Annotated in this window: 21 protein-coding genes; 17 read left to right on the top strand and 4 right to left on the bottom strand. The window is 71.7% G+C overall.

The features are described 5' to 3' along the window. Positions 1–91: 91 nt before the first annotated feature. Positions 92–514, bottom strand: a complete 423-nt coding sequence (locus DEP02_RS12870; RefSeq protein WP_112467455.1) for an Hsp20/alpha crystallin family protein — start codon at positions 512–514, stop codon at positions 92–94. Positions 515–822: 308 nt separating this feature from the next. Between DEP02_RS12870 and DEP02_RS12865 the strand changes: the two genes are divergently transcribed. The 6 genes from DEP02_RS12865 to DEP02_RS12840 all read left to right on the top strand — a co-directional run bounded on the left by DEP02_RS12865 (position 823) and on the right by DEP02_RS12840 (position 6,792). Continuing rightward, the gene (locus tag DEP02_RS12865; RefSeq protein WP_232839081.1) at positions 823–1,101 is read left to right on the top strand and encodes a DUF1540 domain-containing protein; all 279 of its coding nucleotides are present in this window, start codon (positions 823–825) and stop codon (positions 1,099–1,101) included. A 114-nt stretch (positions 1,102–1,215) separates the two neighbouring features. Beyond that, on the top strand, positions 1,216–3,006 hold the full coding sequence (gene acsA, locus DEP02_RS12860; RefSeq protein WP_112467453.1) for an acetate--CoA ligase: 1,791 nt from the start codon (positions 1,216–1,218) through the stop codon (positions 3,004–3,006). 88 nt (positions 3,007–3,094) lie between these two features. Further along, complete coding sequence (pdhA, locus tag DEP02_RS12855; protein ID WP_112467452.1) at positions 3,095–4,132, top strand: pyruvate dehydrogenase (acetyl-transferring) E1 component subunit alpha; 1,038 nt, start codon at positions 3,095–3,097, stop codon at positions 4,130–4,132. Beyond that, positions 4,132–5,121: an alpha-ketoacid dehydrogenase subunit beta gene (locus DEP02_RS12850; RefSeq protein WP_112467451.1), complete on the top strand. Its 990-nt coding sequence runs from the start codon at positions 4,132–4,134 to the stop codon at positions 5,119–5,121. The genes pdhA and DEP02_RS12850 overlap by 1 nt, the downstream gene beginning before the upstream one ends. After that, complete coding sequence (locus DEP02_RS12845; RefSeq protein WP_112467450.1) at positions 5,114–6,547, top strand: dihydrolipoamide acetyltransferase family protein; 1,434 nt, start codon at positions 5,114–5,116, stop codon at positions 6,545–6,547. Before DEP02_RS12850 ends, DEP02_RS12845 begins: the two co-directional genes overlap by 8 nt. Continuing rightward, positions 6,547–6,792: an acyl carrier protein gene (locus tag DEP02_RS12840; RefSeq protein WP_112467449.1), complete on the top strand. Its 246-nt coding sequence runs from the start codon at positions 6,547–6,549 to the stop codon at positions 6,790–6,792. Before DEP02_RS12845 ends, DEP02_RS12840 begins: the two co-directional genes overlap by 1 nt. A 36-nt stretch (positions 6,793–6,828) precedes the next feature. Here DEP02_RS12840 and DEP02_RS12835 read toward each other — a convergent pair whose 3' ends face one another. Beyond that, entirely contained in the window at positions 6,829–8,136 is a 1,308-nt protein-coding gene (locus DEP02_RS12835) for a DUF418 domain-containing protein (protein ID WP_112467448.1), read from the bottom strand. Between the two features lie 201 nt (positions 8,137–8,337). Between DEP02_RS12835 and DEP02_RS12830 the strand changes: the two genes are divergently transcribed. Both DEP02_RS12830 and DEP02_RS12825 read left to right on the top strand, forming a co-directional pair. Next, on the top strand, positions 8,338–9,003 hold the full coding sequence (locus tag DEP02_RS12830) for a response regulator (RefSeq protein ID WP_112467457.1): 666 nt from the start codon (positions 8,338–8,340) through the stop codon (positions 9,001–9,003). Then, a complete protein-coding gene (locus DEP02_RS12825) occupies positions 9,000–10,112 on the top strand; it encodes a sensor histidine kinase (RefSeq protein ID WP_112467447.1) in 1,113 nt (370 codons plus the stop codon). Before DEP02_RS12830 ends, DEP02_RS12825 begins: the two co-directional genes overlap by 4 nt. Before the next feature lie 28 nt (positions 10,113–10,140). Here the strand turns inward: DEP02_RS12825 and DEP02_RS12820 are convergent, their stop codons facing one another. After that, positions 10,141–11,397 carry an acyltransferase family protein gene (locus DEP02_RS12820; protein WP_112467446.1) on the bottom strand — a complete coding sequence of 419 codons (1,257 nt, stop codon included), beginning with the start codon at positions 11,395–11,397 and terminating at the stop codon, positions 10,141–10,143. Positions 11,398–11,718: 321 nt separating this feature from the next. Here DEP02_RS12820 and DEP02_RS12815 point away from each other — a divergent pair, with 321 nt between their 5' ends. The 4 genes from DEP02_RS12815 to DEP02_RS12800 all read left to right on the top strand — a co-directional run bounded on the left by DEP02_RS12815 (position 11,719) and on the right by DEP02_RS12800 (position 14,986). Beyond that, positions 11,719–13,602, top strand: coding sequence for a CocE/NonD family hydrolase (locus DEP02_RS12815; protein ID WP_112467445.1), 1,884 nt, complete (start codon positions 11,719–11,721; stop codon positions 13,600–13,602). Positions 13,603–13,724: 122 nt separating this feature from the next. Beyond that, the gene (locus tag DEP02_RS12810) at positions 13,725–14,012 is read left to right on the top strand and encodes a hypothetical protein (protein WP_112467444.1); all 288 of its coding nucleotides are present in this window, start codon (positions 13,725–13,727) and stop codon (positions 14,010–14,012) included. A 61-nt stretch (positions 14,013–14,073) separates the two neighbouring features. Continuing rightward, on the top strand, positions 14,074–14,595 hold the full coding sequence (locus tag DEP02_RS12805) for a DUF2231 domain-containing protein (RefSeq protein ID WP_112467443.1): 522 nt from the start codon (positions 14,074–14,076) through the stop codon (positions 14,593–14,595). A gap of 16 nt (positions 14,596–14,611) precedes the next feature. Then, positions 14,612–14,986 (top strand): DUF488 domain-containing protein, encoded by a 375-nt coding sequence (locus DEP02_RS12800; RefSeq protein WP_112467442.1) that lies wholly within the window; start codon positions 14,612–14,614, stop codon positions 14,984–14,986. An 11-nt stretch (positions 14,987–14,997) separates the two neighbouring features. Here the strand turns inward: DEP02_RS12800 and DEP02_RS12795 are convergent, their stop codons facing one another. Further along, positions 14,998–15,345 carry a carboxymuconolactone decarboxylase family protein gene (locus DEP02_RS12795; protein ID WP_112467441.1) on the bottom strand — a complete coding sequence of 116 codons (348 nt, stop codon included), beginning with the start codon at positions 15,343–15,345 and terminating at the stop codon, positions 14,998–15,000. 151 nt (positions 15,346–15,496) lie between these two features. Between DEP02_RS12795 and DEP02_RS12790 the strand changes: the two genes are divergently transcribed. The 5 genes from DEP02_RS12790 to narI all read left to right on the top strand — a co-directional run bounded on the left by DEP02_RS12790 (position 15,497) and on the right by narI (position 23,132). Continuing rightward, complete coding sequence (locus tag DEP02_RS12790) at positions 15,497–15,976, top strand: carboxymuconolactone decarboxylase family protein (protein ID WP_112467440.1); 480 nt, start codon at positions 15,497–15,499, stop codon at positions 15,974–15,976. Between the two features lie 358 nt (positions 15,977–16,334). After that, on the top strand, positions 16,335–19,991 hold the full coding sequence (locus DEP02_RS12785) for a nitrate reductase subunit alpha (protein ID WP_112467456.1): 3,657 nt from the start codon (positions 16,335–16,337) through the stop codon (positions 19,989–19,991). Next, the gene (gene narH, locus DEP02_RS12780; RefSeq protein ID WP_198668413.1) at positions 19,991–21,685 is read left to right on the top strand and encodes a nitrate reductase subunit beta; all 1,695 of its coding nucleotides are present in this window, start codon (positions 19,991–19,993) and stop codon (positions 21,683–21,685) included. The genes DEP02_RS12785 and narH overlap by 1 nt, the downstream gene beginning before the upstream one ends. Further along, entirely contained in the window at positions 21,682–22,392 is a 711-nt protein-coding gene (narJ, locus tag DEP02_RS12775; protein WP_112467438.1) for a nitrate reductase molybdenum cofactor assembly chaperone, read from the top strand. The genes narH and narJ overlap by 4 nt, the downstream gene beginning before the upstream one ends. Then, complete coding sequence (gene narI, locus DEP02_RS12770) at positions 22,389–23,132, top strand: respiratory nitrate reductase subunit gamma (RefSeq protein ID WP_112467437.1); 744 nt, start codon at positions 22,389–22,391, stop codon at positions 23,130–23,132. The genes narJ and narI overlap by 4 nt, the downstream gene beginning before the upstream one ends. The last annotated feature ends 40 nt before the right edge of the window (positions 23,133–23,172 follow it).

Genomic DNA, 23,172 nt, shown 5'->3' with positions numbered 1-23,172 from the left:
CTCATCGTTCAGCGCCCTTCTCGTCGCCTCGGGGCCGGTCCCACCCGGGCGGGCCCCGGCACGCCTGCCGGGGCCCGCCCGGGCTGCCGGGTCACGCGCCGTGCTTGACCTCGATGTGCTTCTCCTGGGTCTTCTCACGCCCCAGCCCCACGCTCACGGTGAGCATGCCGTTGGTGTAGTCGGCCCTGACGTCGTCCTCGTCGGCTCCGGGTGGCAGGGTCACGCTGCGGCTCATGGACCCGTAGCGGATCTCGCTGCGGTGCTTGTCCACATCGCGTTCGGTGCGCTCGGCCTTGACGGTCAGCATGCCCTCGCTGATGACGACGTCGATGTCGTCGGGAGAGACGCCCGGCAGTTCCGCCCGCACGACGTACCGGTCGCCCTCCATGTAGTCCTCGATCCGGACCGCGTACAGATCGCCCATCGTGGGCATGGCGAAGCGTGCGGGGAAGGTCTCGAACCACTCGGGAATCTCCGGGAACGGGAACTTCTGCCTACGCGCGAGTGTGGCCATGGTTCTCTCCTCCTGGCTGGGTCACGACTGCCGACAGCTCCAGTCCACCGCCCGTGTTCCCTTTCTGCTGAGGCCGAACAGCCCATGTGCGGGCTCCGAAAGTCCCTGCTCCGGCTCCGGCGGGCCCCGCCCCGGCCCCGGTGCGGCGTGTTCCGGCCATTGGGTGATTCCGGCGGCGGCCGGGTGTCGTGCGCCGGCCCGGCGGGCAGGCCGACGCACCTTGGGGACCGATCGTCACAGGACGTCGTGCGGGCCCGCCGCCACTGCCGGCTCGTGGCGTACCCCGGATGTCAGGAGGCCCCGTGGACATGCCCTTCATCAACGAGTGCGCGGTGGAGGCGTGCTCGTACAACGTCGGCAGCGCGTGCCACGCGCTGGCCATCACCGTCGGCGATCCCCCGCACGCCCGGTGCGACACGTATTTCGTCACCTCCTTCGAAGGCGGTGACCCGGCCGCCACCGGTCAGGTCGGAGCGTGCAAGATGGCCGACTGCCGCCACAACTCCCGGCTCGAGTGCCAGGCCCCGGGTATCGCCGTGGGCCCCGGCCGGGAAGCCGCCGACTGCCTCACCTACAGCCCGCGCTGAGGGGAGGGCGGACACCCACGGGGCCGGTCCACTGGCGGTCTCCGCTCCTCGCGTCGATCGTGGGAGGAGAGCTCCACACGCACGTTCACGACGCGTGGCCGAGGAAGGTGCGCCATGAGGCAGGACGTCATCGCCAAGACGGCACCGGCTCCCGTGACTCCGGTCCTCACCGACTACGAGAAGACCCGCGCCGAGTTCAGCTGGGCCGCGGCACGCGAACGGCTCGCCGGGCTGCCGGGTGGTGGCCTCAACATCGGGTACGAGGCCGTGGACCGCCACGTGGCCGAGGGCCGCGGCGACCGGGTCGCCCTGCGCTGCGTGCGCCGGGACGGGACGGCCGAGTCCGTCCCGTACGCGGCGCTCGCGCGGCTGACGAGCAGGTTCGCCCAAGTGCTGCGTTCCCTCGGCGTGGATCGTGGTGACCGGGTGTTCACCCTGCTCGGGCGCTGCCCCGAACTCTTCACGGCGGTGCTCGGCACGTTCAAGAACGCGTCCGTGCTCTGCCCGCTCTTCCCGGCCTTCGGGCCGGATCCCGTGGCCCAGCGCATGCGGCTGGGCAGTGCCCGCGTCCTGGTCACCACCGAGCAGTCGTACGTGCGCAAGGTCGCCCCGGTGCGGGACGGCCTGCCCGCACTCGAGCACGTCCTGATCGTCGGCGAGCGCGGCCGGGACCTTTCCGGAACGCTGTCCTTCGACGCGCTGATGGAGGGGGCCGACGAGGACTTCCCGGTTCCCCGCACCGATCCCGACGACGTGGCACTGCTGCACTTCACCAGTGGCACCACCGGGGCCCCCAAGGGCGCGATCCATGTGCACGAGGCGGTCGTCGCCCATCACGTCACCGCCGCGTTCGCGCTCGACCTGCACCCGGACGACGTGTACTGGTGCACCGCCGACCCGGGCTGGGTCACCGGCATGTCGTACGGCATCATCGCTCCGCTCACGCACGGCGTCACGGTCGTCGTCGACGAGGGCGACTTCGACGTACGCCGCTGGTACGGCGTCCTCGCCCAGGAGCGGGTCACGGTCTGGTACACCGCGCCCACCGCCCTGCGCATGCTGATGCGGGCGACTCCCCGGCAGGGCCCCTACGACCTGCCGCGCTCGTTCGACCTGTCGGCGCTGAGGTTCATCGCCTCGGTGGGCGAGCCGCTCAACCCCGAGGTGGTCCTGTGGGGCCGGGACGTGCTGGGGCTCCCGGTGCACGACAACTGGTGGCAGACCGAGACCGGGTGCATCGTCGTCGCCAACCTGGCGGCCTGCCCCATCAAGCCCGGATCGATGGGCCGCCCCCTGCCGGGCATGGTCGCCGCCGTCCTGGCCCGGGCACCCGACGGCACCGTGTGGCGCTCGCCCGAGGGCCGCGTCCGTACGGTCGACGACCCCGGCCAGGAGGGCGAGCTGGCGCTGCGGCCCGGCTGGCCGTCGATGTTCCGCGGCTATCTGCACGCCGAGGACCGGTACGCCAAGTGCTTCGCCGACGGCTGGTACCTGACCGGCGACATCGTGCGCGAGGACGCGGACGGGTACTTCTGGTTCGTCGGGCGCGGCGACGACGTCATCAAGTCCGCGGGCCACCTGATCAGCCCCTTCGAGGTGGAGAGCGCCCTGCTGGAACATCCGCAGGTGGCGGAGGCCGGGGTGATCGGGCGCCCGGATCCGACCGCCGGCGCGATCGTGAAGGCCTATGTGTCCCTGCGCCCCGGAGTTGATCCGGACGACGCCGTCCTGCGGGACCTCCTCGCCTTCGCCCGCCGCAAACTGGGGCCCGCGGTGGCGCCCCGGGAGATCGCCTTCGACCGGAACCTGCCGCACACCAGGAGCGGCAAGGTCATGCGGCGGCTGCTGCGGGCGCGTGAGCTCGGGCTCCCGGAAGGCGACACCTCGACCCTCGAGACACCTTGAGCCCCCGGCTTGAGCCCCCGGCACCACGGGTCCGGCCCGGTGCGCCGGACGCGGACCCGCACCACGCAACCTCTCGGAGCACCCGGCCATGAGCACCAGTCACAGGAAACCGGCCAAGCCCGCCCACCGCGGAACCCACCAGGACGCCGCTGCCAAGCACCATCGTGACCTCCTGGCCTCCATGCTGCTGATCCGCCGTTTCGAGGAGCGCTGTGTCGAGTTGTACAGCGCCGCGAAGATCCGGGGCTTCGTGCACCTGTACATCGGGGAGGAGGCCGTCGCGGCCGGCGTGCTCGACGCGCTCGGCCCGGTCGACACGGTCGTCTCCACCTACCGCGAACACGGCCACGCCCTCGCCCGCGGCGTGCCCACGGACGCCGTCATGGCGGAGATGTACGGCAAGGCCACCGGGTGCAGCCGCGGACGCGGCGGTTCCATGCACCTGTTCGACGTGGGCCGCCGCTTCTACGGCGGCAACGCGATCGTCGGCGGCGGCATCCCGCTCGCCGCCGGCCTGGCCCTGGCCGAGAAGATGCGCGGAGGGCCGGGCGTCGTCTGCTGCTTCTTCGGGGACGGCGCCTTCGCCGAGGGCGAGTTCCACGAGACCGCGAACCTCGCCGTCCTGTGGGGGCTGCCGCTCCTGCTCGCGTGCGAGAACAACCTGTACGCGATGGGGACACCCCTGCGCGTCGAGCACGGGCAGACGGACCTGGCCATGCGTGCCGCGTCCTACGGGATGCCGGCCTGGGCCGTCGACGGCATGGACGTCCTCGCGGTCGAGGACGCCGCGCACCGCGCGGTGGAGGGCATCCGCGCCGGGCACGGCCCGTACTTCCTGGAACTGCGCACCTACCGCTTCCGCGCGCACTCCATGTACGACCCCGACCGCTACCGCGACAAGGCGGAGATCGAACGCTGGCGCGCCCGTGACCCGGTGGTGCTGCTGGAGCGGCGGATGAGGTCGGCGGGCGAGCTGGACGACGCGTCGTACGCCGAGCTGGACCGGCGCTGCACGGACGAGGTCGACCGCGCGGTGGCCGCGGCCGAGGCCGCTCCGGTGGAGCCCGTGAGCGACCTCCTGCGGTACGTCGTCACGGCTGCCGGTGATCTGCCGGAGGCGCGCTGATGAAAACGGTCACGACGACGTACCGGGAGGCGCTGCGCGAAGCCCTCCGCGAGGCGCTGTCCGCCGACGACCGGGTCTTCCTGCTGGGCGAGGACGTCGGCAGGTACGGCGGTGCCTTCGGTGTCAGCCTCGGCCTGGTCGAGGAGTTCGGCCCCGAACGGGTGCGCGACACCCCCTTGTCGGAGTCGGCGTTCGTCGGCACGGGCATCGGTGCGGCCGTCGCCGGCATGCGGCCCGTCGTCGAGATCATGACGGTCAACTTCAGCCTGCTGGCCCTCGACCAGATCCTCAACAACGCCGCCACGCTGCGGCACATGTCCGGCGGCCAGCTCTCGGTGCCGGTGGTCATCAGGATGACCACCGGGGCCGGACGGCAGCTCGCGGCCCAGCACTCGCACAGCCTCGAGGGCTGGTACGCCCACATCCCCGGCATCCGCGTCCTGGCCCCCGCCACGCTTCAGGACGCGCGTGGCATGCTCGCCCCCGCGCTCGCCGACCCCGACCCCGTGGTCATCTTCGAACACGGTTCCCTCTACAACGTCTCCGGCGAACTCACCGCGGCCGAGGGCCCCCTGGACATCTCGTCGGCCGCCGTCCGCCGCTCGGGCGACGACGTCACCCTTGTCACGTACGGAGGTTCGCTGCCCAAAGTCCTCTCGGCGGCGGACCTCCTCGCCGAGGAGGACATCAGCGCCGAGGTCGTGGACCTGCGCAGCCTCCGCCCCCTCGACGACGTCACGGTCATGGCCTCGGTGGCCAGGACGCACCGTGCCGTCGTCGTCGACGAGGGCTGGCGCACCGGCGGTCTCGCCGCCGAGGTCTCCGCCCGGATCACCGAGCAGGCCTTCTACGAACTCGACGCACCCGTCGGGAGGGTGTGCAGTGCCGAGGTGCCGATTCCCTACGCCCGGCACCTGGAGGAGGCCGCGCTGCCGCAGGCGGAGGACATCGCCGCCGCGGCCCGGGAGGCGGTGGGGCACCGTGGGTGAGTTCACCATGCCGTCGCTGGGCGCGGACATGGAGACGGGCACTCTCCAGGAGTGGCTCGTCGCCCCCGGCGACACGGTGACGCGCGGCGATGTGATCGCCGTCGTCGAAACCGACAAGTCCGCCGTCGAGATCGAGTGCTTCGAGTCGGGAACCGTCGGCCGTCTGCTGGTCGCGCCCGGCACCAGGGTTCCGGTGGGCACACCGCTGGCCCTCATCGAGGCGGCGGAGGCAGCGACGGCAGAGGCCGCGGAAACAGAGACCGCAGAGGCAACGGAGACAGAGACGACAGAGCCGGCAGAGCCGGCGGCACAGCTCCAGGCGGCCGCCCCCGCGGAACAGCCGGCACCACCCCGGCCCCGGAAAGCCGGGCAGGCCACCGCCCCCGCTCCACAGCCCCCCGTGGTCCACACCGAGGCCGGACCGCTCGCAAGGCACCTCGCCGACGAGCGGGGCATCGACCTGGCGACGGTCCACGGCAGCGGGCCCGGCGGCAGGATCACCCGCGCCGACATCGAGCGCGCCGCGCACGGAGACGGCCGGCGCCCGCGCGCCACGCCCTACGCACGGCGGCTCGCCGCGGAACTGCGCGTCGACCTCGGCACAGTGCGCGGCACCGGCCAGGACGGAGCCGTACGGGGAACCGATGTGGAGAAGGCGGCACACCCGCGCACCGGCCCCGCACCCGCTGCCGCGGTGTCTCCCCCCGCGCCCGCGGAAGTTCCTCCTCCGGCTGCGGGCCGCACCGGGACGGCCGGATCCTCCACCGCCGCGATGCGCAGGGCCATCGGCGACCTGATGAGCCGGGCCAACCGGGAGATCCCGCACTACTACCTCGCCACGACGATCGACCTGAGCGCGGCGCTCGCATGGCTGCGCGCGCACAACCGCGAGCTGCCGGTCGGCGAACGGATGCTGCCCGCCGCGCTGCTGCTCAAGGCTGTCGCCACCGCCGCCGTCGAGGTCCCCGACCTGAACGGCTTCTGGAGGGACGGGGGTTTCGTCCCGGGCGACGGTGTTCACCTGGGGTTCGTCGTCTCGCTGCGCGACGGGGGCCTGACCGTGCCGGTCCTCCACGACGTGGACTCGCTCGCTCCGGAGCAGGTGATGAGCCGGCTGAAGGACCTGGTCGAGCGGGCCAGGCGAGGGCGGCTGCGCGGCACGGAGATCACCGGGAGCACCCTCACCGTCAGCAGCCTCGGCGATCAGGGCGTCGAGGCCGTCTACGGTGTCATCCACCCGCCCCAGGTCGCCCTGGTCGGTTTCGGGGCCGCGGTCGAGCGCCCCTGGGCGGACCACGGCATGATCGGTGTGCGACCCGTCGTGACGGCCACCCTGTCCGCCGATCACCGAGCCAGCGACGGTGCGGTGGGAGCCCGGTTCCTGAACGCCGTCGACCGCCTGCTCCAGAAGCCGGAGAACCTGTGATGGACGAGACCGAGGCCCGCACTGTCGTCGAGGAAGCGCTCACTCGTGCGGTGCCCGGCGCCGATCTCACCGGCCTGGCCCCGGACACCCCGTTCCGCGACGCGCTCGAACTCGACTCGCTGGACTTCCTGAGCTTCGTGGAAACCCTTTCCGAACGCACCGGTCTGCGGATCGACGAGGAGGACTATCCGCGGTTGACAGCCCTGCACGACGCCACCGAGTTCCTGGTCGCACGAGCGCGCTGAGCGGTCGTCAGCACGCGACGTCCGGGTCGTACCGTCTCATGGGACGCGCCTCGCGGGGCGGGTGGCGACATGGAGGACGTACTCCAGGGGGCCGCGCCGGAAGCGGCGGGTCCACAGGGCCGCGAGGAGCGTGGCGGCCACGATGAAGGCGAGGAGCACCGGCAGCGCGGACAGGCTGTCGTCCTCGATCGCCGGCACCTCCCATACGTCGGTGAAGAACCACAGGGCGACGATGTGCAGGACGTAGGCGGTCAGCGCCGTCATGCCGACCACCGAGACCGGCCTGGCCAGGCGCGTGAGGCGGGGCATCCTGCCGGCGACGGTCAGACAGACGGCCAGCACGGCGAGGGCGATGCCCGTGTTGCCGAGGACGGAGAAGGTCGTCTGGCTGTGGGGGGCGGCCACCAGCAGCCAGGCGGCCGGGGTGTGGCCCTCGGGTTCGCCGACGGTGTCGGACCACCACGCGGACGACGCCGATTCGCTGCCCGTGGCGTGCGCGACGGCGGAAAGAGCGTGGGGTACCAGGCGCAGCGCCAGCCAGGAGCCGCCGTAGCCGAGCAGGGCGAGGGCGCCGCCCGTGAGGGCCAGCCGGGAGCGGACGCCGGACCCGGTGAGGTCGAGCCTGGCCACGGCCATGCCCGCGAGCAGGAACGGCATCCAGGTGAGGACCGGATACTCCCCGGTGAACAGGAGTTCCACCATCCCGTCGGTACCGGTGATCCGGGCCAGCGGGTCACCGGCGATGACCGCGTCCGCCCAGTTTCCCTCCGCCATCGACTGCCGCAGCGCGTAGAGGACCTGGGGAAGGACGAGGGCCTCCGCGGCGGCGATGAGCGCCAGCGTCCTGGCCCGCAACCGGTGCAGGGGAAGGATCGTGAGGAAGAGCAGTCCGTAGAAGCTCAGGATGACATCGACCCCGGTGCCCAGAGCGGTCAGCGCGTAACCGAGCGCCATGAGGACGACGGCGCGGATCACGATCCTCACCACGGCCTGCCGGCCGGCGCGTCCCGTTCTCGGGTGCGGACGGCCGGTGATGAGGACCAGCGAGAAGCCGGCGAGCACCGCGAAGAGGGCGGAGGAGCGGCCCCGGGCCGTCTCCAGCAGGAATCCCACCGGCCCGCCGACCGTCACGTCGGGGCCGACGTGGGCCGAGTACATGCCGAGGACGGCAAGCCCGCGGGCCAGGTCGACTCCGATCAGCCGCCCCGCCGACGGTGTGCCGGCGGAGGCGGAGGACGGGCGTGCCCCGAGCCCGGCCCGGGCCTCGGGTGACACCTCGGTCGGCACGGCCGACGGTACGGACGACGGCACGGCTGACGGTACGGACGATACGTTCTGCGTCATACTCTCAGCTTTTGCCGCGCACCCGGCGCCGTCACCCCGGTGTCCTGCCGAATGCACCCCGCCGACCGGCCGAAGCAACCCGGCCGACTGGCCGGGGGCGTGAAGCGTACGTCCGATCGGTGGGCAAACACCTCGAACCGGTTCGTGGACGGTCCCGACGTGGTACAGATCGCACCGGGCATGCGACGAGCGGAGCGCTGGTTGATCCGGGTACTGGTGGTCGACGACGAGGCCCTGATCCGCGGGGGTTTCACGTACATCCTCAACAGGGCGGACGACATCGAGGTCGTGGCGGCGGTTCCCGGCGGCCAGGCCGTCCGGACGGTACGCGAGTCGCGCCCCGACGTCGTCCTGCTGGACATCCGGATGCCGGACGTGGACGGGCTCACCGTCCTGGCCGACCTCCGCCTCATGCCGGAGCCCCCGGTCGTGGCCATGCTCACCACGTTCGACGCCGACGAGTACGTGGCGACCGCGCTGCGCTCGGGCGCCGCCGGGTTCCTGCTCAAGGACACCGACCCGGAGCAACTTCCGCATCTGGTCAGGGCCCTGGCCGAGGGTGGAACGGTGTTGTCGTCGAAGGTCACCCGCACGGTGGTGGACGGCTTTCTCGGCACGGGTGTGCGCGAGCCCGCCGCCCGCCTCACCGCCCGGCTGACCCCGCGCGAGCGAACGGTCCTCGTCCTCATGGCCGAAGGGCTCGGCAACACGGACATCGGCAGGCGGATGCACCTGAGCACCGGCACCGTCAAGGGCCACGTCAGCGCCGTGCTCGGCAAGCTGGAGGTCAGCAGCCGGGTGCAGGCCGTCCTGATCGCCGAACGCGCGGGCCTGCTCGGGCCACCGCGGGACGGGAACAGCCGATGACCGGCCGACGGCCGCCCGCCGTGTTGCTGGACGCCGCCCTCGTCGGGGCCTCGCTGGTGGACGCCTGGGTGAACGTCGACGTCAAGGAACAGGCGGCTCTGGCCTGCGCGCTGCTCGGCGCGTGCGCCCTCGCCCTGCGGCGCCGTCTGCCGCTGACGACTTTCGCGCTCACCGTCCCCACCGCCCTGATCAGCGACGCGGTGTTCGCCACGACGGCGGCGCTGTACACGCTGTCCTCGCTCAGCCGCCACCGCGTCCTGCTGGTCGGTTGCGCCCTGGCCTACGCGGTCACCGACTTCCTGCCCTGGCCGTGGTGGGCCCTGAAAACGGCTCAACTCGCCGGCACCCACAACCTCGTCCACCTCAGCTACACCCTGGCCACCGCCGCCGCCCCCGTCTTCCTCGGGCAGCTCGTCCAGGCCCGGCGCGAACTGTCGCTGCGGCTCGCCGAGATCACCGAGGCACGTGAGCACGAACGGCTGCTCGCCTCCCAGAGCGTCCTGGCACAGGAACGCGCTCAACTCGCCCGCGAGATGCACGACGTGGTCTCCCACCAGGTCAGTCTCATCGCCGTACAGGCCGGGGCCCTCCAGGTCGGCGGTCGGGACGCCGAGACCCGACAGGCCGCGGCCACGATCCGGCAGCTCAGCGTGCAGACCCTGGACGAGCTGCGGCACATGGTCAGCGTGTTGCGCGCCTCCGGCATCCGTCCCACGGAGCTCACTCCCCAGCCGTCCCTCGCCGACCTGCGGCGACTGGTCGACGGCAGCGGCATCGAGGCCAAACTGGAGACGGACCTGCCCGAGGACCTTCCGCCCACGGTCCAGCGTGCCGTCTACCGCACCGTCCAGGAAGCCCTGACCAACGTCCGCAAGCACGCCCCCGGCGCGACGGCGACCGTCCGCGTCCGCTGTGTGGACGGTACGGTCCACACCACCGTCACCAACACCGCACCCACCCGCCCCTCGCTCCCCCTGCCCAGCGCCCAGCACGGCCTCGCCGGTCTGTGCCAGCGCGCCGAACTCCTCGGCGGCACCGTCACCGCCGGCCCCACGGCCGACGGCGGCTACGAACTCCGCCTGGAAGTGCCCGCTGTGCAGAACCGTTGACCGCGCCTGCCGGCGGGGAGCGGCGGCCTCAGGAACGCATCCCGAACAGGAAACGGGTTGTTCGTGTGCGGCGGACCAGCAGCTCGTACAGGGCGAGGGTGAGGGCGAGGGCGATCGTCACGAGGACGGCGTACTTGACCGGGATCGGTGCCGACCGGCCGACCACGAAGTAGGCGACGGCGACGACGACCGGCTGGTGCAGGACGTACAGCGGCAGCACGGCGGCGGCGAGATGGCGGCGGAGGCGCCGGCGCATCCTCGGAACCGGATCCGGGGCCAAGTCCGGGGCCAAGTCCGGGGCCAAGTCCGGGGCCGAGTCCGGGGCCGTCGGCGGGCGCCGGTGCCGCCGACGGTCGAGGAGGCCGGGGATGGCAAGGACCAGGCACCATCCGGCCGCACCGAACAGTGCCCGGGATGCGGTGGCCAGGACGGTCGCCTCCGTCATGGGCTCGTCGGCCAGGACGAAGCCGGGGCCGGATGCCGCGAACAGCACGACGCCGAGCCAGGCGGCGAGTCCGGCCTCGCGCCGCACCACGACGCGGAAGCGGTCGTCGGCGGCGAGCGTGAAACCGGCGACGAAGAACAGCAGGTACGCCCAGTGGTGCCAGCCCGCGTACTCCTGCTCCATCCGGGCGAAGGCGCAGACAGCGGCGAAGGCGAGGGCCGGCAGGAGCACGGCACCGCGCCGGTGCAGCACCGCGTGCGCCAGCCGGTCGCCGATGTGGCGCACCTGCTCGCGCGGCAGCCATCGCACGAGCGGCGCCAGCATGAGTGAGAACGCCAACAGGAGTACGACGAACCAGAGATGGCCGGTCTCGAAGTACTCGCCCCGGAGGAGGAAGGGGAACTCCGCGGGTGCCAGGTCCACGTCGTAGAAACGGGGCAGGAAGCCGAGGTACGACTCGCGGTGGCCGGCATCGGCCGAGCGCAGCCGCAGCCACTGCGGCAGCGGGTTCAGTACGAGGGTCGCGAAGACCAGCGGCACTCCCAGCCGCAGCAGCCGCTCCTTGGCGAAACCGCCCGGGCCGCGGCGGTGCAGCGAGTGCCAGGCGCCCAGACCGGAGACGAGGAAGAGCAGCGGCATGGCCCATACGACCGCGAACCCGGCGGCGATCAGGACGGCTTCGGTGGTCTCGGCATTCTTGACGTAGTAGTCGTCGCCGTCGGCGAACACGAGCGCCGAATGGAAGAAGACCAGCCCGATCACCACCAGCATCCGGATCGCGTCCAGCTCCGGCCGCCGCTCCGGTGACGCCGGCCGCGCCGGTTCCGTGGGCGTCGCCATGCCCGTACCCCCTCCACCGCCTGTGTGCGCACCAGTGTTGAGGGGGCCGGCGGCAGAACGCCATCCCCCGTCGGGGTCGGCGCGCGGGCCGGACAGCCAAAGCGGTGTCAGCCGTGGGAGGCGCAGCGGGAGTTGGGCGGGCCGACGAGCGCACGAAGAGCAGCCACATCGGCAACACGCCGCGCTCACGGCACCGTTGACGCGTTTCAACGCTGATCATAGGCTCCGTCGCCGTCGGCTCCGGCGCGTTCGGCGGGTCAGGAGCCGCTGCTCGGCCGTACCACCTGCACCGCCCCGTTCCCACCACCCCGGGAGGAGCACGTGAAGAGACGTCGCACGGCGGCCTGGGCCGCCTCAGCAGTCGTCACCACCCTCGCGTTGACCGGTACGCTCGCCGGCCCCGCCACCGCGGCGCCCGAGCCCGCCACTCCGGCGCAGGCCCGGACGGGGGCGGTCGCCACCGCGACCGCCCCCGTCACGCACGAGGAGAACGACCGCGTCCCCAAGGGCTCGGTCTGGACCCAGCACTACTTCCCGTCCTCGGACGGCTCCGGCACCGAGCTGCACGCCGACGTCCTGCTGCCCGAGAAACTGCCCAAGGGCGGGAAGGTGCCCGTCATCCTGTCGGTCGGCCCGTACTTCGCCCACTCCGGGCAGACCGGCCCCGAGGGCTGGACGCACACCGGCCCCTCGTCCCGCTTCCAGGACTTCGTCGAGGGCACCGACCTGTTCGCCCGCGGCTACGCCTTCGTCATGGTGGACCTGCGCGGCTTCGGCGGCTCCACCGGCTGCCTCGACTGGGCCGGCCCCGGCGAGCAGGCCGACGTCAGGGCCGCGATCGACTGGGCCGCGAAACAGCCGTGGTCCACCGGCGCGGTCGGCATGTACGGCAAGTCCTACGACGCCGTCACGGGCCTGATCGGCAACAACCTGGGCCAGAAGGCGCTCAAGGCCGTCGTCGCCCAGGAACCCGTGTGGGACATGTACCAGTACATCTACTCCAACGGCGTGCCCCGCCCGAACGTCACCGGTACCGCCAACGCCTACAACTCCATCGCCACGATGGCCCCGATGGCGGACGACGACACGCGCTACCAGGCCAACGCCCGGTGGGAGCAGACCCACCCGGAGTGCCTGGCGCAGAACGCGGCCGGGTACCGGATCTCCGACCAGTGGGACAAGCACTGGACCGACCGTGACCTGGCGAAGATGGCCAGGGGAAGCCGCACTCCGCTGTTCGTCACCCAGGGCTTCATCGAGAACAACACCAAGCCCGAGGAGATGCAGGAGTACCTCGACAACCACGCGGGCCCCCAGCGCGGGTGGCTCGGCCAGTGGGAGCACGTGCGCGGCAACGACCGCACCGGCGACGGGCGCCTGTCCATGGGCCGCGAGGGCTGGTTCGACGAGACCCTCTCCTTCTACGACCAGTACCTCAAGGGCATCAAGCCGAAGGTCCGCTACCCGGCCTACGCCATGGAGGACTCCACCGGTGCCTGGCGCGCCCAGAGCACCTGGCCGGTCGTGAGGCGGTCCGTCACCCTCCCGCTCGGCGGCGGCGCGTACGTGGACGACGGCGGCGCCTCCGGCCGCGCGGCCCTGGCCGCGGCCGGCGAGCCGACAGCGCCGGCAGTCGCACAGCCGTCCGGGAAGTGGGACATGGAGCACGCGCCCGCGATCGACCCGGCCGCGCCGAAGGGCCTGGCCAAGGGGCTGGCGAAGCTCCAGAAGGCCGGGAAGGTCACGTCGAGCTTCTTCGTGTGGTCCAAGCCGGTCGAGCAGGCCGTGCGCGTCACCGGCACCCCGCGGGTCTCCCTGACCGCCAAGGGGGAGGGCAACGTCATGCTCAAGCTGTACGACGTCGCCCCGGACGGCACCGCCGTCATGTTCGACGAGCAGGTCTCCCTGCTGCGCCCGGGCCGGATGACCGTCGACCTCAAGGCGACCGACTGGACCCTGGCGGCCGGGCACGTCCTGGCCGTGGAGATCGGCTCCATCCAGACCGGTTCGTGGCGTGCCACGCCCTCCGGCCAGACGATCACGGTCAAGGGCGCGCAGCTCAGGCTGGCCCTGGACGACCCGGCCCGTGACACCGCCACCGCCGGCGCCCGCTCACCGTTCCTGGACACCTACCTGCGCCAGTACACGGTGAATCTGCCGGCCGGTCCCGCGACGTTCACGGTGGTCCCCGGCGGCCGCCTCTGACCCCCGGGCCGGCGCCGGCCGCCGAGGCTTCCGGGCGGGGCCCGGAGCACCGGCCGGCGTCGGCCCGGCAACTCGACGTGGCATACCGTGATATTCCGCGGCATCGCGGGTACTCATGGGGTATGTCCGAGCAATTTCAGATCGAGCCCATGGGGGACCATGACTATCTGGTCCGTGCCCGGTACCACGGTGGTGTGATCGAGTCGCGTTTCCAGGCGAGCCCGGACGTCGTCGGCCTGCTCCACGTGGCGGAGGACGACGAGCAGCGGGTGATCGAGGAGACCGTCCTCTACCTCAGCGAGCGGCAGCCGGTCATGGACATTCCCCCGCTGGTCGACCTCGACGATGTCGCGGCCGCCTACGGTGACCAGTACATCGACGAGCTGAGCCGGCGCCTGAAGAACGCATGAGGGAGGCCACCCGGCCACACCATCCCGACACGTCCGTACGGGGGGCCACTCAGGAGGCTTCATGTACAGCAAAGCCACGGTCGCCGGTCACCCCCTCCACCCCATGCTGATCGGCTTCCCGGTCGCCTTCTACACGGGAACCCTCGCGGGCTTCGCCGTGTACGCGGCCACCGGAAGCCAGTTCTGGCTCAACCTGGCGATCGCGCTGAACGTCGTCGGTGTCGGCAGCGCACTGCTCGCCGCGCTCCCGGGATTCGTCGACTGGGCCTTCGGCATCCCGCGCGGCTCGGCCGCCAAAACCGTCGGCCTGGCCCACGCCGGCCTCAACGTCACCGCGCTCGCGCTGTTCGCCATCAGCCTGGGGACATACGTCACCCACTGGAACGGCCCGGCCACCGGGGCCACCCTCGGCCTGGCGCTCACCTCGGCCGGCATGCTCTGCACCCTCGCCGCCGGTTTCCTCGGCTGGATGCTGGTTCAGGACTACCACATCGGCATCCGTCTCACCCCGGCGCAGGAGCGTGACGAGCTCGCGGTGCAGAGCGTAGATCGGCTCAGCACCCGCCGGCGCAGTGCGGCCTGATCGGCGGGATGTCGTCATGGTGGAACAGATCACCTGTCGCCGGGTCTACGAGGAGACCTCGCCGCGGGACGGCAAGCGGGTGCTCGTCGACCGGGTCTGGCCGCGGGGCATGCGCAAGGAGGACGCGCACCTGGACGAATGGCTGCGCGATGTCGCCCCGTCCAGCGAACTGCGCCGCTGGTACGGCCACGACCCGGCTCGTTTCACCGAGTTCCGCCGCCGTTACCGCGCCGAGCTGCGCGACGCGGGGCACCGCGAGGCGGCCCGGCACCTGCGGGACCTGGCCGCCCACGACCGGCTCGTGCTGCTGACCGCCACCAAGGACCTGGACCACAGCCAGGCAGCCGTCCTGGCCGAGTGGCTGACCGGGCCCGAGCGCGCCGGCACCTGAACCCGGGACCGTCAGTGGTGCGGATGCGGCGAGGTCTCGTCCATCGCGTGCAGGGCCAGAGTGGAGTGGGCGTAGGCGCCGCCGGCGCGCATCTCGGCGGCGACCCAGATGGCCTCCATGATCTCCTCCGGGCTGTTTCCCTTTCGCCGGGCGAGACGGGTATGCCCCTGGATGCAGTACGGGCACTGCGTGACGTGCGCGACGGCCACGGCGATCAGCTGCTTGGTCTTCTCCGGCAGGGCTCCTTCGGCGAACACGGCGCGGCTGAAGTTCTCGAACGCCTCGTTGACGGCCGGGGCGAGCTGTGCCCGGCGGGCGCCGATCTCGGGGGTGGCCGGGTGGTAGACGGACTCGGTCATCTGCTCGTCTCCTGGTTCTCGCCCACGTCTGGCTCTCGTCCATGTCGTGCAGGATCCGTCGTATCAGTGCGGGAGTGCCCCTGCAGGCGGGCCTGCGCCATCCGGGTGCGAGGTACTCGGGCAGCCGAACGCCGCGAGGAGGAGGCCGATCATGCGTGCTGACCACCGAAAGCTGTTCCCGCGCGGGGTCGGGGCGATGCTGCGGCTGGAACAGGCCGTGGCCGACAGCGGACTGGAGCCGGAGCTGCTGGAACTGGTCCGCATCAGGGCCTCCCAGATCAACGGCTGCGCCTACTGCCTGGCCATGCACCACCGCGACGCCCGCAGCCGTGGCGAGCACCGGACACGGCTGGACGTGGTGGCGGCCTGGCGCGAGGCGGAAGAGCTGTTCACCACGCGGGAGCGTGCGGCGCTGGCCTGGTGCGAAGCACTGACCGAACTGCCCCGCACCGGTGCCCCGGACGGGGACTACGCCGCCGTCGACTCCGTCTTCACCCCGGAGGAGACCGTGGCGCTCACCTTCGCCATCGTGGCGATCAACGGCTGGAACCGGCTCGCCGTGGGCCTGCGCACCCCGGTCGCCGACCTGGAGGGCCTCGACCTGCCCACGCCGCCGCAGGGAGCGAACTGACGGATGCGGGCCGTTTTTCGTATGATTGCCCGCTTGCGATGCGTATGCCGGGCTCCGAGACTGACCGTGTCCGATTCCGCTTGGCCGGTTCCACTCGCACCCACGGGCCGTCACCGCGTCGGCGAACGCCGAGCCGGCACCGGATCCGTGCTCGCCGGCCGGACGCCGGGTGCCGCGCGCGGAAGCGCCGTCACCGACCGGCGCACGGTGTCACGACTCGAATGGCCCGGCGGGTTTCCGTCGCCGTGACCGTCCGCGGCCGCATTGTCTGTCGGAGGGCACGGACGACAGCCGCGGCGTACGGCAGGAGGCGAAGGGCGTGAGCACCGACCGAGTGGGGGAGGCGACCGAGCGGCTGATGCGGTCGGCGCAGTTCTTCTTCCCCGGGGAGCAGTCCCCGGACCGCAGGGCGCTGTACCGGGAGGGAGGCCGCGCCGCGGAGGAGTTCTACCGGGAGCGGTGGCGGCACGACCGGGAGGTGCGCTCCACGCACGGGGTGAACTGCACCGGCTCGTGCTCGTGGAAGGTGTACGTCAAGGACGGCCTGATCACCTGGGAGACCCAGGCCACCGACTACCCCTCGGTCGGCCCCGACTCACCGGAGTACGAGCCGCGCGGCTGCCCGCGCGGGGCGTCGTTCTCCTGGTACACCTACTCCCCCACCCGGATCCGCTACCCGTACGTACGCGGCCCGCTGCTGGACCTGTGGCGCGAGGCGAGGGCACGGACGGCGGACCCGGTGGAGGCCTGGGCATGGCTGACCGGGGATCCGGAGCGCTCGGCGCGGTACAAGCGGGTGCGGGGCAAGGGCGGGTTCGTGCGCTGCACCTGGCAGGAGGTCACCGAGCTGGTCGCGGCGGCGCACGTGCACACGGTGAAGCGCTACGGCCCGGACCGCATCGTCGGGTTCTCGCCGATCCCGGCGATGTCGATGACCTCGTACGCGGCGGGGACGCGGTTCCTGTCGATGATCGGCGGGACGATCTCCTCGTTCTACGACTGGTACGCCGACCTGCCGATGGCCTCCCCGCAGGTGTTCGGCGACCAGACGGACGTACCGGAGTCCGGCGACTGGTGGAACGCCGGCTATCTGATCGTGTGGGGCACCAACCTGCCGATCACCCGCACGCCGGACGCTCATTTCATGACCGAGGCCCGCTACCGGGGGCAGAAGGTCGTGGTGGTCTCGCCGGACTACGGGGACCACACCAAGTTCGCCGACGACTGGCTCGCGGCGGCGCCCGGAACCGACGGCGCGCTGGCGATGGCCATGGGGCACGTGATCCTCACCGAGTTCTACCGCGACCGGCAGGTGCCCTACTTCACCGAGTACGCCAAGACCTGCACCGACCTGCCGTTCCTGGTGCGGCTCAGGAAGCACGAGGGCGGCGGGTACGTACCGGAGAAGTTCCTCACCGCCGCCGACCTGCCCGGATGGTCCGGGGAGTCCGGGGAGGCGGGCGAGTTCAAGACGGTGCTGCTGAACGCCCTCACCGGCGATCCGGTGGTCCCGAACGGATCGCTGGGCTTTCGGTGGACGCCGTCCGGGGCCGGCCGGTGGAACCTGAGGCTGGACGGTGTCGATCCGCTGCTGTCCCTGTACGGGCGGGTGGGCCGCGAGCCGGTGGCGGTGGACCTGCCGAGGTTCGACACCGGGCCCGGCGAGTCCGGCTCGACGGTGCGGCGCGGAGTGCCCGCGCTGCGGATCGGCGGGCACCTGGTGACCACGGTCTTCGACCTGGTGCTGGCCCAGTACGGGGTGGCCCGCGAGGGGCTGCCCGGCGTGTGGCCGTCGGGGTACGAGGACGCGGACAGCCCGTACACGCCGGCCTGGCAGGAGACGATCACCTCGGTGCCGGCGAGGGCCGCCGCCCGGGTGGCCCGGGAGTTCGCCCGGAACGCGGAGCGGACCCGGGGCCGTTCGATGATCGCGATGGGGGCGGGGACGAACCACTGGTTCCACTCCGACCAGATCTACCGCGCGTTCCTGTCGCTGCTGATGCTCACCGGCAGCCAGGGCGTCAACGGCGGCGGCTGGGCACACTACGTCGGCCAGGAGAAGGTACGGCCGCTGACCGGCTGGTTCCATCTCGCCTTCGCCCTGGACTGGCAGCGCCCGACCCGGCACATGGTGGGCACGCCGCTGTTCTGGCTGGCCACGGACCAGTGGCGCTACGAGGCGTTCGCCGCGGACGCCCTGGCGAGCCCGCTCGGCGCGGGCCGGCTGGCCGGGCGGACCCTGCCGGACTGCAACGCGCTGGCCGCCCGGCTGGGCTGGATGCCCTCGCACCCCGCGTTCGACCGCAACCCGCTGGACCTGTGCGACGAGGCCGAGCGGGCCGGCAGGCAGGTGCCGGAGCACATCGTCGACGAACTCAGGGCGGGGCGGCTGCGGTTCGCCGCCGAGGACCCGGACGATCCGGCGAACTTCCCCCGGGTACTGACCATCTGGCGTGCCAACCTCTTCGCGTCCTCCATGAAGGGCCACGAGTACATGCTGCGGCACCTGCTCGGGACGGACGACGCGGTCACCGCCACCGAGACCCCACCGGACCTGCGCCCCCGGGAGGTGGTGTGGCGCGATCAGGCGCCGGTCGGCAAGCTCGACCTGTCGGTGGCCGTGGACTTCCGGATGACCAGCACCTGCCTGTTCTCCGACGTGGTGCTGCCCGCCGCCACCTGGTACGAGAAGTACGACCTGTCGTCCACCGACATGCACCCGTTCGTGCACGCCTTCAGCCCGGCGATCGCCCCGCCCTGGCAGACCCGTACCGACTTCGACGTCTTCCACACCATCGCCGCCGAGTTCTCGAAACTGGCGGCCGTCCACCTGGGGGTGCGCCGGGACGTGATCGCGGCGCCGCTGGCCCACGACACCCCCGACGAGCTGGCCCAGCCGCACGGCCGGGTGCGGGACTGGAAGGCCGGCGAGTGCGAGCCGGTGCCGGGAAGGACCATGCCCAGGCTGGTCGTGGTGGAGCGCGACTACGCGGCGGTGGCCGAGAAGATGGCCGCGATCGGGCCGCTGCTGGACACGCTCGGCACCTCCACCAAGGGCGTCACGTGGAAGCCGGACCAGGAGATCGACCTGCTGCGGCGCGCCAACGGCACGGTACGCGGCGGAGCCGGCGACGGACGGCCCTCCATCGCCCGCGACGACCTGTTCTGCGAGGCGATCCTGGCCCTGTCCGGCACCACCAACGGCCGCCTGGCGGTGGAGTCCCTCCGGACGCTGGAGGAGAAGACCGGAGTGGAGCTGGCCGACCTGGCCGAGGAGCGTTCCGGCGACCGGATCACCTTCGCCGACACCCGGATCCAGCCCCGCTCGGTGATCACCTCGGCGGAGTGGTCCGGCACCGAGTCCGGCGGACGCCGCTACTCGCCGTTCACCGTCAACGTCGAACGCCGCAAACCCTGGCACACCCTCACCGGGCGGCAGCACTTCTTCCTCGACCACGACTGGATGGCCGAGTTCGGCGAACAGCTGCCCGTCTACCGGCCGCCGCTGAACACGGTCGCCCACTTCGGCGACCCGACCCGCGCCGCCGACGGCACCCCGCAGCTGGTGGTGCGCTATCTGACACCGCACTCGAAGTGGTCCATCCACTCCGAGTACCAGGAGAACCTGCACATGCTCACGCTGTTCCGCGGCGGCCCGGTGATCTGGATGAGCCCGCTGGACGCGGAGCGGATCGGGGTGGCGGACAACGACTGGATCGAGGCGTACAACCGCAACGGTGTGGTGGTCTGCCGGGCGGTGGTCACCCACCGGATGCCCGAGGGCACGGTGTTCATGTACCACACCATGGACCGGCATCTGAACGTGCCGAGGACGGAGACCTCCGGCCTGCACGGCGGCGGCGACAACTCCCTCACCCGGCTGCTGATCAAACCGACCCACCTGATCGGCGGTTACGCCCAGTTCTCCTACGGGTTCAACTACATCGGTCCCACCGGCAACCAGCGCGACGAGATCACCGTCATCCGGCGCCGCAGCCAGGAGGTGCAGTTCTGATGACCCGTGGCAAAGCCACCGCAGGACCCCGGGCCGGAGCCACTGTCGGACGCTGTATGGCCCAGGTGGCGATGGTGATGAACCTCGACAAGTGCATCGGCTGCCACACCTGCTCGGTCACCTGCAAACAGACCTGGACCAACCGGCCGGGATCCGAGTACATGTGGTTCAACAACGTCGAGACCAAGCCCGGCGTGGGCTATCCGCGCCGCTACGAGGACCAGAAGCAGTGGAAGGGCGGCTGGGAGCTGAACCGCCGCGGCAGGCTGAAACTGAAGGCCGGCGGCCGGCTGCGCAAGCTGGCGACCATCTTCTACAACCCCGAACTGCCCCCGCTCGACGACTTCTACGAGCCGTGGACCTACGACTACGAGAAGCTCATCACGGCCCCGCTGTCCGACTCCTTCCCCAGCGCACGCCCCAAGTCGCAGCTCACCGGCCGTGACATGCGCCCGGTGCACGGCCCGAACTGGGACGACGACCTGGCCGGAGCGGCCGTGTACGCCGCCACCGACCCGAATCTGGAGGGCCTGTCCGAACAGGTGCGGATGGAGTTCGAGCAGGCGTTCATGTTCTACCTGCCGCGGATCTGCGAGCACTGCCTGAACCCGTCGTGTGTGGCCTCCTGCCCGTCCGGGGCGATGTACAAGCGGGAGGAGGACGGGATCGTCCTGGTCGACCAGGACCGCTGCCGCGGCTGGCGGTTCTGCGTCTCCGGCTGCCCCTACAAGAAGGTCTACTTCAACCACCGCACCGGCAAGGCCGAGAAGTGCACCTTCTGCTACCCGCGGATCGAGGCCGGGCAGCCCACCATCTGCTCGGAGACCTGCGTGGGCCGGCTGCGCCACCTCGGCGTGATGCTGTACGACGCCGACGCCGTCCTGAAGGCCGCCTCGGTCAAGGACGACAAGGACCTGTACGAGGCGCAGCTGTCGGTCTTCCTCGACCCGCACGACCCCGACGTCCTGGCCGCGGCCGAACGCGACGGCATCGCGCACGACTGGATCCAGGCCGCCCAGCGCTCCCCGGTCTACTCCCTGATCAAGCGGCACCGGGTGGCGCTGCCGCTGCACCCGGAGTACCGGACGATGCCGATGGTCTGGTACGTCCCGCCGCTGTCGCCCGTGACGGACGCCGTGCACGCCACCGGCTACGACGAGGCCGACCCCGACCGGGTGTTCGCCGCCATCGAGTCGCTGCGCATCCCGATGGCGTACCTGGCGAACCTGTTCACCGCGGGCGACACCGCGGTCGTCGAGGACGTGCTGCGCAAGCTGACCGCGATGCGCGCGCACATGCGCGGGGTGCAGCTGGGCGACCCGGTCGACGAGGAACTGCTGGACGCGGTCGGCATGAGCGCGCGGGACGTCGAGGACCTCTACCGGCTGCTGGCCATCGCCAAGTACGACGACCGCTACGTCATTCCCAAGGTGCACGCCGAGGGGTCCGGCGCGCTGATGGCCCAGCACTGCTCCCTGGACTACCCGGGCGGCGCCGCGGACAGCGGGGCGCACACCCAGGACACCCTGTCCGGCGTGCCGTCGCTTCCGGGGTTGTCGGCGCCGGGCGGCGGCAGCCAGTTCCGCGACAGCGACGGCCGGGTCCGCTTCAACCTCCTCGGCTGGAACGGCACGGCTCCGGCCCCCGGCCTGTTCGGCGAGCCCGGTGAGCTCGGTCAGGGGGAGGCCCGGTGAGGAACCTCCGCCGCACCCACCACCGCGCCGACACGCCGCTGCTGCACCGGATCACCTCGATCCTGCTGCGCTACCCCGACCAGCGGACCCTGTCCCTGCTCGACGACGTCACGGCCGCGATCCCCGCGATCGGCGACCCGGCCGACCGGGCCCGCCTGACCACGTTCACCGACCGGCTGCGCACCCTCACCCCCACCGAGGCCGCGCAGGCCTACGTCGCGACCTTCGACCACACCCGCCGCCGCTGCCTGTACCTGACGTACTACCGCCACGGCGACACCCGCGCCCGCGGCATGGCCCTGCTCGCCCTCAAGCACACCTACCGCCAGGCCGGCCACGAACCGCCCGAGAGCGAACTGCCCGACCACCTTCCGCTGATCCTGGAGTTCGCCGCCCTCGCCCCCGAACCCGGCCACCGGATCCTCCTGCAGTGCCGGGCCGGACTGGAAATGCTCCGGCAGGCCCTGCACGAGCACACCGACCCCCACGCGCCCCTCCTGGACGCCCTCTGCGACCGCCTGCCGAGCCCGGACCGACAGCAACGCGAGACGCTGCGCCGACTGACCGCCGAGGGCCCGCCCGAAGAACACGTCGGCCTGGAGCACGTGGGTCTCGAACCCTTCGCCCCACCCGAATTCCTGACCGGAACCGGAGCCGGAGCCGGAGCCGTAACTGGAACCGCAGCCACGATCGGAGATGGCCGATGAGCTCCTGGGACCTGTGGTGGTGGGTCATCCTGCCCTACCTCGCCCTCGTCACCTTCGTCGTCGGCCACATCTGGCGCTGGCGCTACGACCGGTTCGGCTGGACCAGCCGCTCCACCCAGCTGCAGGAGCGCAGACTCCTGAAGTGGGGCGGCCCGCTGTTCCACTACGGCACCTTCGCCGCCATCATCGGACACGTCCTGGGCATCCTCGTCCCCGAATCGTTCACCCGGTGGCTCGGCATCCCGGAGAACGTCTACCGCTGGTTCTCCTCCATCGGCGGCACCGTCGCCGCGCTGGCCGTCATCGCCGGTGTGGCGGTGCTCGCCTTCCGCCGCACCGCGGTGCCCCGGGTCCGTGCCACCACCAGCCCCGTCGACTGGATCGCCCTGATCCTGCTCGCCGTCGTGATCGTGCTGGGCATCATCCCGACCATGGGGATCAACCTGTTCGGCAGCGGGTACGACTACCGCCAGAGCGTGGCACTGTGGTTCCGCGGCCTGTTCGCCGGCGACCCCGACGTCCACGCCATCTCCCACGCCCCGCTGATCTACCAGGTCCACGCCACCGCCGCCTGGGCCATCCTCGCCGTCTGGCCCTTCACCCGACTGGTGCACGCCTGGAGCTACCCCCTGTGGTACCTGTGGCGCCCCTACGTCCTCTACCGCGGCCGCGTCCCCACCCACCCCGCCGAGCCGGGCACCAGCGGCCGCCGCTGGCGCCGCATCGGCGCGGGCTACTGACGGCCCGTCGCGGCGCCGGCCAGGCGGTCGCGGCGGCCCG

Source organism: Streptomyces triticisoli (assembly GCF_003270085.1).
Lineage (GTDB): Bacteria > Actinomycetota > Actinomycetes > Streptomycetales > Streptomycetaceae > Streptomyces > Streptomyces triticisoli.
The sequence above is the reverse complement of the archived record's forward strand: the minus strand, read 5'-3'. Positions and strand labels throughout refer to the sequence as shown.